Raw genomic sequence first — 6,693 nt, 5'->3', positions numbered from 1 at the left:
GCGCCCGGCGCCTGGGACGGCTTCGAGCTGGCGGTGCGCGCGGTGCTTGGCCAGCAGATCACCGTGGTCGGGGCCCGCAGCATCGCCGGCCGCCTGGCCGCTGAGCATGGGGAAGCCCTGCCGGAACGCCTGGCTTCGCCCGGCCTGACCCACCTGTTCCCGACCCCCGAGGCGCTGGCGCGGATCGATCCTGCGAGCCTGCCCATGCCCCAGGCGCGAGCCCGCGCCCTGGTGGCCCTGGCCGCCGCCGCGGCGGCCGATCCGCAGCTGTTTGCGCCGCGCGGAAACCTGGAAGACGCCGTGGCGCGTCTGAAAGCCCTGCCCGGCATTGGCGAGTGGACGGCGCAGTACATCGCCCTGCGCCAGATGCGCGAGCCTGACGCCTTCCCCCATGGGGATATCGGCCTGATGCGCGCCCTGACCGGCCCGGACGGGGTGCGCCCGACGGCGCAGCAACTGGCCGCGCGGGCCGAGTCCTGGCGACCCTGGCGGGCCTATGCCGCCCTGCATCTCTGGGCCTCGGAGGGGATGGCCCCAGCAAGGCCCACGCCCATTCGAAAAGAGCCTCGCCATGATCAGACCGCCGCCTGAACGCCTGTTCCAGGCCGATATCCCCACCCCGCTCGGACTGGCCCGGATCGTGTTCGACGGCGAGGGGGTGCTGCGGGCCTTCGACTGGGAAAGCCATGAGGCGCGCATGGTCCGCCTGCTCACCCGCCACTATGGCGCAGCCGCGGCCGCCGGGGTGGACGGCGCCCCGCCGCCGCCGGCTCTGGCGCGCCCGTTCGCAGCCTATTTCGAAGGCGAGACCGACGCCCTGGCCGCCGTGCCCTGGGCCACGGGGGGAACCGCCTTCCAACAGGCGGTCTGGCGGGCGCTGTGCGAGATTCCTGCCGGCCAGACCTGGTCCTATGGCCAGCTCGCCGCCCATGTGGGGGCGCCCAAGGCGGTGCGGGCCGTGGGCCTGGCCAACGGGTCCAACCCCGTGGGCCTGGTGGCGCCCTGCCACCGGGTGATCGGGGCGACCGGCGCCCTGACCGGCTATGGCGGCGGCCTGGACCGCAAGCAGTGGCTGCTGCGCCATGAGGGCGCGACCTTCCGGGCCCCGGCGCCAGACCTGTTTTCGACCGCGTCTTAACCGGCTTCCGCCCTGGCCGTCGCCGGTCTAGGGTCAAGGTTGAGGGACGACAGGGGAAGACGCGCGATGAAAACGATACTGGCCGCGGTGGCGGCGATCGCCACCCTGGGCGTGGCCGCGGGCGCGGCCGTGGCCCAATCCTATGGCGGCGGTGGCCGCCAGCCTTCGGCCATCCTATTCGATCAACCGAATTTCCAGGGCCGTCAGACCACCATCTACGGCATGGCCACCAATCTGCCGCGGGACTGGAACGACAAGGCGCTCAGCGCCCGCTTCCAGGGGCGCTGGCGGATCTGCGAGGATTCCGATTTCCGCGGCCGGTGCCAGGATGTGACCGGCGACGTGCCGGACCTCAATCGCCTGGGCATGGCCGAGCGGATCACCTCCCTGCAGGGCTATGCGGGCGCTGGCGGTGGCGGCGGTGGCTATCGTCCCCCGGGCGGCGGCGCCTCCTGGGGTCCCGGGGGCTCCTGGAGCGGGCCGGGGCAGTACCGACCCTATGAGGGCACGCGCAGCGTGTTCTTCCCTTATCCGACGATGGAAGGCTACGACATCGCCGCCGGCTCGGCCTCGGCCAACGCCTTCTGCCGGTCCCAGGGCCTCGGCGCGTCAGCCTATTACGACTCCAGCCAGCGGGCCCAGCAGGCCATCGACGGCGAGGGGCGCTATACGGGTCCGTCCAGCGTCCTGCGCGACCTGGTCTGCCGACGCTACTGAGCACGTCTGCAAAGGGCGTCACATGAACGAAACTTCATGTGACGCTCGGTTGCCCGGCGGTGGCGCTTCGCTCATAACCCGGTTCGCAGACTCGTATCGGAGACGGGAGAGATCCGATGCAAACCTTGACCGAACTCGTCGCCGCCGTGGTCGTGCATTCCTCGGCCGTGGCCTATTCGCACTTCGGGGTGACCATCGAGCCTCACCAACCTGAGCGGCCGGTGGCTGCGGCGCGGAAGGTGGCCCGCTCGACCGCCGCCCGGTCTGTGAACATGCCGGTCGCAACGCCTTTGGGCTCGCCCTTGAAGGCGGCGCCCATCGCGGCGCGGACCGCAGAGGGCCCCTGCCATCACGGCCCGACGGCCATCAGCGCGGCATAAGGCCCTCCGCACATCCGTAAATATGCCGGTCACGGCGCAAATTGGCCGCATGGCGCTTTGCGCGCGGGCCGATCAAAGATAATCCTTGAGACTTGGGGCGCGCGGGCCAGCTGACGAGCGCCCGACGCGCGCGGGGCGTGTTGGCCGCCAGTAACGGGCCGCAGATGAAGATCAAGAACCGGCGACATCAACCGCTGGATTTCCAAAGCCTCACAGAGCCGGATTCGGCCGCGCGTCCGGAGTCCGATGCGCCCGATGCGGGTCCCGACCACGACCTGGACCTTACCGCCGCGCCCGAAGAGAGCGAGGATTATGGCGCGCCTGAGACGCCGGCCTATCAGGACGCCCCGATCTCGAGCGCCCAGTCTTTCGGCGCCCAGGCCTATGAGGCTCCGGTTCCCGGGGCCGAGGCCGATGCGGCCGACGCCGAGCTGTTCGAGCCGGCGACGTCCCGACCGCAGGACGCCTCCACCGAAGAGCCCTTCCGCCTGGCCGATCCGGCGGCGAGCGGCGACTTAACTAGGACCGGGGCCAGGACGAGCCTCAGCAGCGCCGGCGGCGGCGCCCTGACAGCCTCGCGGGGCGCTGAAGCCGGCTCGGGCGAGATGCCGCCCGCCTGGCCGATCTATGCCGGGGCGGCCGCCATCTCCGCGCTCTGGTCGCTGGCGCCGATCGCCTATGCCTGGGGCTATCGCGGGGACGTGGTGCCCTTCCAGAATGACGCCTTCGCCCTGGCGGTCTTCGCCCTGCTGGCCCTGGCGCCGGCGGTGCTGGTCTGGGTGGTCGCCTACGCCCTGCGGCAGGGTCAGAAGCTGGCCCTGGAGGCCCGCCGCACCCAGCGCCTGGCCGACGAGCTGGTCTCGCCGGCCATGGTCGCGGCCGGTCGGGCCGGCGAGGTGGTGCAGAATGTCCGCGAGGAGATCGTCCGCGCCGGCGAGGCCGCCCACGACGCCCGCGAGACCCTCTCGGCCCTGCGTGCGGCCCTGGCGGCGGAGACCGAGCAATTGGTCAATGCGGCCCAGGCCTCGGCCCGCACGGCGGAAAACCTGACGCGAGCCCTGTCCCACGAGCGGTCGGAGATGACCATTCTGGCGGGCCGCCTTGATGCGCAGTCCACCGCCGTGATGGACGCCATCACCAGCCAGGCGCGCATGGTCGCCGAGGCCTCCGACCTGGCCGAGACCCAGCTGCGCGAAGCCGAAGCCTCCCTGGCCGCCCGGGCCGCCGACCTCGCCGCCGCGGCCGGCGAAACCAGCGATGTCGCCCGCATCGTCGGCGAAGACCTGACCCGCCACATCGCCCGCCTGGAAAGCGCCGGCGCCGGCGTCGCCGATCAGGTGGGCGCAGCCGAGGTGGGCCTGTCGGAGCAGCGCGCGGCCCTGGTGGCCGTGGCCCACGGCCTGCGCGCCGACCAGGAGTCCTTCGCCGCCGAAGCCGAGACCCACACCGCCAAGCTGGCCGAATACCTGTCCGAAGCCCGGTTGTCGGCGGTGGAGATGGGCGATCGGGCCATCAAGGGCGCCCAGATGCTGCGCGAGCTGGTGGCCCAGGCGGCCGACCAGTTCGGCGATCTGGCTGACGCCGCCCAGGGCGAGCGCGACGCCTTCGGCGAGAGCATCCGCCAGTCCTGGCGCAGCCTTTCGGAGACGGCGTCGGGCGAGCGGTCGCAGCTGGAGGCCCAGACCCGGCAGGCGATCGCGGCCCTGTCGGACGCCGCCGAAGAGACCCGCCTGGCCGCCGCCCGCCACGCCGAGGCCGCCCGCCAGCAGGTGGACCAGCTGTCCGAGGCCGCCTTCGCCGCCGGCCAGAAGGCCGACCAGGTGTTCGAAGGCCGGCTCGAAGAGGCCCGCGCCCTGATCGAGCAGTCGGCCAGCCTGGTGGACGAGGCCGGCGCCCAGACCGCGCGCAAGCTGGAGGCCGGCGCCGCGGCCGCCCGCCAGACCCTCAACGAGTTGCAGACCCTGATGGCCGATCTCGACACCCGGGCCGCCGATATCCCGGCCAGCGCCCGGCGCCAGGCGCAGGATGTCCGCCAGGCGGTGGGCGAGAGCATCGAGGACCTGATGGATCAGGCGAGGCGGACCGCTGAGGAAACCCAGGCCATCGATGCGGCCTTCCAGGAGCGGGTGAGCCGCAACTACGAAATGCTGAGCGAGGCCGTGCGCCTCATGGGCTCGGTGGCCAGTTCGGCCAGTGCGGGCCTCGCCCCGGGGGCGGGGCTGGGCTCGGGCTTGCCGCCGGTCCGGGAGCGTCGGCCGTTCGTCCGGGAGGAGCGCCCGCGGCCGTCACCGCGCGCCGAGGAGCCGCTGGAGCTGAACGAGCCCGCCCCGCGGCCGGGCCGCGAACCCCGCCGCCAGACCGCCGAGGAGGCCGGCCTGCGCCCGCGCCTGCGCCTGACGCCGACGGCGACGGACGAGGAGTTCTCCAACCTGTTCGAGTCGGCCGGCGGGCCGCCCGCGCCCCAGGGTGAAGGCGACGACGGCGACGGCCTGACCTGGAAGGACCTGCTGGCGGCGATCGACGAGCCGCCGCCGAGGCCGACGGACGAGCGCCGCGAGGCTCAGCTGCTGGCGGATATCGTCGACATGGGTATCGATCCCTCGGCCCTGCTGCCGCGGACGCGGATCGAGGAGATCGGCGCTGCGGTCCAGACCGGCGACGCCGAGGGCGCCCGCCAGGTGGTCCGACGCCTGGCGCCGGCGGCCACCCGACGCCTGACGCGGCGGCTGTTCACCGACGACGCCCTGAAGGGCGAGGCCAGCGCCTATGTGCGGCGCTATCGCGGCATGCTGGAGGAGACGGTGGCCCGCGACCACGAGGGCTTCATGGTCGCCACCCTGCTGGCCTCCGACGCCGGCCGGGTCTTCCTGCTGCTCGACGCCGCCGCCGGCGACATGATGTGAGGACGAGGGGGAAGGCTCAGGCCTCGTCCTGACCTTCGGCCCGCGCGCGGACCTGGGCGAGATAGGCCCGCGACAGGCGGACCAGTTCGTCCTCGAAGGCCTGGTCGTGGAAGAAGTCGACCCCTTCCAGAACCGCTGAGCGCAGGGCGCCGTGCAGGGCGCGGGTGAGCACGAAGGCGCTGATCGGCTCAAGGGCCCCTTGCGTCTGGTTCAGGGTCTGGGTGAAGGCGTCGAACCGGAGCGCCAGGGCCTCTGCGGGCGTCATCTCGAACCAGAGCCCCATGGCGATGCGCCGGGCGCGGGCGCGGCCCTGAAAGGCGCCGATGAAGGCGCGCACGAGCGCGCGGTCGGGGGCCAGACCGGCCCCGCCCGCCTGGAGCAGCCGCTGCATCTCCGCCCCATGCAGGGCGCTCTCGCGCTCGGCGAGGGCGTGCATCAGGGCGCGCTTGTTGGGGAAGTAGCGATAGACGGCGCCGATACTGACTCCGGCGCGCTCGGCCACGGCGTTGGTGGTGAAGCCCTCGAGCCCATCGCGCTCCAAAAGCTGAGCCGCCGCTTCCAGGATGACGTCCACGGTCTCGGCGGCGCGCTTCTGGCGGGGAATTTTCCGTATTGCGTCAGACAGTTGAGGCTCCGCCGCCTGGGGTTGGGCCGCCGCGCCGAAGGCGAGTAGGGCGCAGGCCGCCGCCTGGCTAGCCTAGCCGCATTCCACCGCGAAAGGGCGCCGAATGACATGGGCCATCGAACGACTTGAGGCGATCTGTTCGGGGGAGGGGGACCTCCCGCCGATCGTCGAACAACTGCGGCTGGGGCGCCTGGACGCCTGGGGCGAGGGCTGGGCGCGCAAGACCTGGACGCCGCACCCCAGCCTGGACACCGCCGACGGCTCGCTGTTCGGGGGCTATATCGCCGCCCTGGCCGATCAGGCCCTGGCCTTCGCCACCATGACGGTGATCCCCGCCGACCGTCACTATCGCACCACCCAGCTCCAGGTGAGCTTCCTGCGGATCGGCCGCAACGCGCCGGTGGAGATCCACGCCCAGGTGGTCGCCGCCACCCGCCAGATGATCACCGTCCGGGCGAGTTTCACGCAGGCCGAGGACCGTCTGATCGCCGAGGCCAGCGCACAACAGATCGTACTGGCCGCAGCCTAGATGACCACTGCCGAGCCGTTGACGGCCACCATCAGCATCTGACCGTTGGGGCCGATGGCGTGATAGTCGAGGTCGACGCCCAGCACCGCATTGGCGCCCACGGCCTCGGCCTCCTTGGCGAGGGCCGCCAGGGCGTCCTGGCGGGCGCGGGCCAGCACCCGCTCATAGCCCTTGGAGCGGCCGCCGAAGAAGTCCCGGATCGCGGACATCAGGTCCAGCACCACATTGGCCCCGAGGATCGCCTGGGCCGAGACCATGCCCAGGTGCTGGCGCGCCGGGCGGCCCTCAATGAAGTCGGTGGTGACGATGAGGATGTCGTGGTCGCGCGCCATGGTCCCACTTTCTAAGGCCTGGCCGGGGTGTTTGCGATGTGGAATCGCGCGTCGGGAGAGCTGTTATCG

General features: G+C 72.1%; 8 protein-coding genes. 6 read left to right on the top strand and 2 right to left on the bottom strand.

Going from position 1 to position 6,693, the window contains the following annotated elements; translation table 11 throughout:
* From Q7S93_RS02680 to Q7S93_RS02660, 5 genes are all read left to right on the top strand, one after another.
* Positions 1-591: DNA-3-methyladenine glycosylase family protein (locus Q7S93_RS02680; protein ID WP_370652048.1), on the top strand; the 591-nt coding region annotated here is incomplete at its 5' end.
* Entirely contained in the window at positions 572-1,138 is a 567-nt protein-coding gene (locus Q7S93_RS02675; protein ID WP_304712031.1) for a methylated-DNA--[protein]-cysteine S-methyltransferase, read from the top strand. The genes Q7S93_RS02680 and Q7S93_RS02675, both read left to right, overlap by 20 nt.
* A 66-nt stretch (positions 1,139-1,204) precedes the next feature.
* Positions 1,205-1,855 (top strand): beta/gamma crystallin-related protein, encoded by a 651-nt coding sequence (locus Q7S93_RS02670; RefSeq protein WP_304712030.1) that lies wholly within the window; start codon positions 1,205-1,207, stop codon positions 1,853-1,855.
* A 116-nt stretch (positions 1,856-1,971) separates the two neighbouring features.
* Complete coding sequence (locus Q7S93_RS02665; protein ID WP_304712029.1) at positions 1,972-2,235, top strand: hypothetical protein; 264 nt, start codon at positions 1,972-1,974, stop codon at positions 2,233-2,235.
* Between the two features lie 164 nt (positions 2,236-2,399).
* Entirely contained in the window at positions 2,400-5,138 is a 2,739-nt protein-coding gene (locus Q7S93_RS02660) for a polar localization protein TipN (RefSeq protein WP_304712028.1), read from the top strand.
* A 16-nt stretch (positions 5,139-5,154) separates the two neighbouring features.
* Here Q7S93_RS02660 and Q7S93_RS02655 read toward each other — a convergent pair whose 3' ends face one another.
* A complete protein-coding gene (locus tag Q7S93_RS02655) occupies positions 5,155-5,712 on the bottom strand; it encodes a TetR/AcrR family transcriptional regulator (protein ID WP_304712027.1) in 558 nt (185 codons plus the stop codon).
* A 154-nt stretch (positions 5,713-5,866) separates the two neighbouring features.
* Between Q7S93_RS02655 and Q7S93_RS02650 the strand changes: the two genes are divergently transcribed.
* Positions 5,867-6,292 carry a PaaI family thioesterase gene (locus tag Q7S93_RS02650; RefSeq protein ID WP_304712026.1) on the top strand — a complete coding sequence of 142 codons (426 nt, stop codon included), beginning with the start codon at positions 5,867-5,869 and terminating at the stop codon, positions 6,290-6,292.
* Here Q7S93_RS02650 and Q7S93_RS02645 read toward each other — a convergent pair.
* Positions 6,289-6,624 carry a YbjQ family protein gene (locus Q7S93_RS02645; protein ID WP_304712025.1) on the bottom strand — a complete coding sequence of 112 codons (336 nt, stop codon included), beginning with the start codon at positions 6,622-6,624 and terminating at the stop codon, positions 6,289-6,291. The genes Q7S93_RS02650 and Q7S93_RS02645 overlap by 4 nt on opposite strands.
* Positions 6,625-6,693: the final 69 nt, after the last annotated feature.

Source organism: Phenylobacterium sp., assembly GCF_030646615.1.
GTDB lineage: Bacteria > Pseudomonadota > Alphaproteobacteria > Caulobacterales > Caulobacteraceae > Phenylobacterium.
Note: the sequence above shows the minus strand (reverse complement) of the source record. Positions and strands in the feature narration are given on the sequence as shown.

Coding starts and splice junctions, on each gene's coding strand:
- Q7S93_RS02645 (WP_304712025.1), bottom strand. CDS start 6,624: ATGGCGCGCGACCACGACATCCTCATCGTCACCACCGACTTCATTGAG.
- Q7S93_RS02670 (WP_304712030.1), top strand. CDS start 1,205: ATGAAAACGATACTGGCCGCGGTGGCGGCGATCGCCACCCTGGGCGTG.
- Q7S93_RS02665 (WP_304712029.1), top strand. CDS start 1,972: ATGCAAACCTTGACCGAACTCGTCGCCGCCGTGGTCGTGCATTCCTCG.
- Q7S93_RS02650 (WP_304712026.1), top strand. CDS start 5,867: ATGACATGGGCCATCGAACGACTTGAGGCGATCTGTTCGGGGGAGGGG.
- Q7S93_RS02660 (WP_304712028.1), top strand. CDS start 2,400: ATGAAGATCAAGAACCGGCGACATCAACCGCTGGATTTCCAAAGCCTC.
- Q7S93_RS02675 (WP_304712031.1), top strand. CDS start 572: ATGATCAGACCGCCGCCTGAACGCCTGTTCCAGGCCGATATCCCCACC.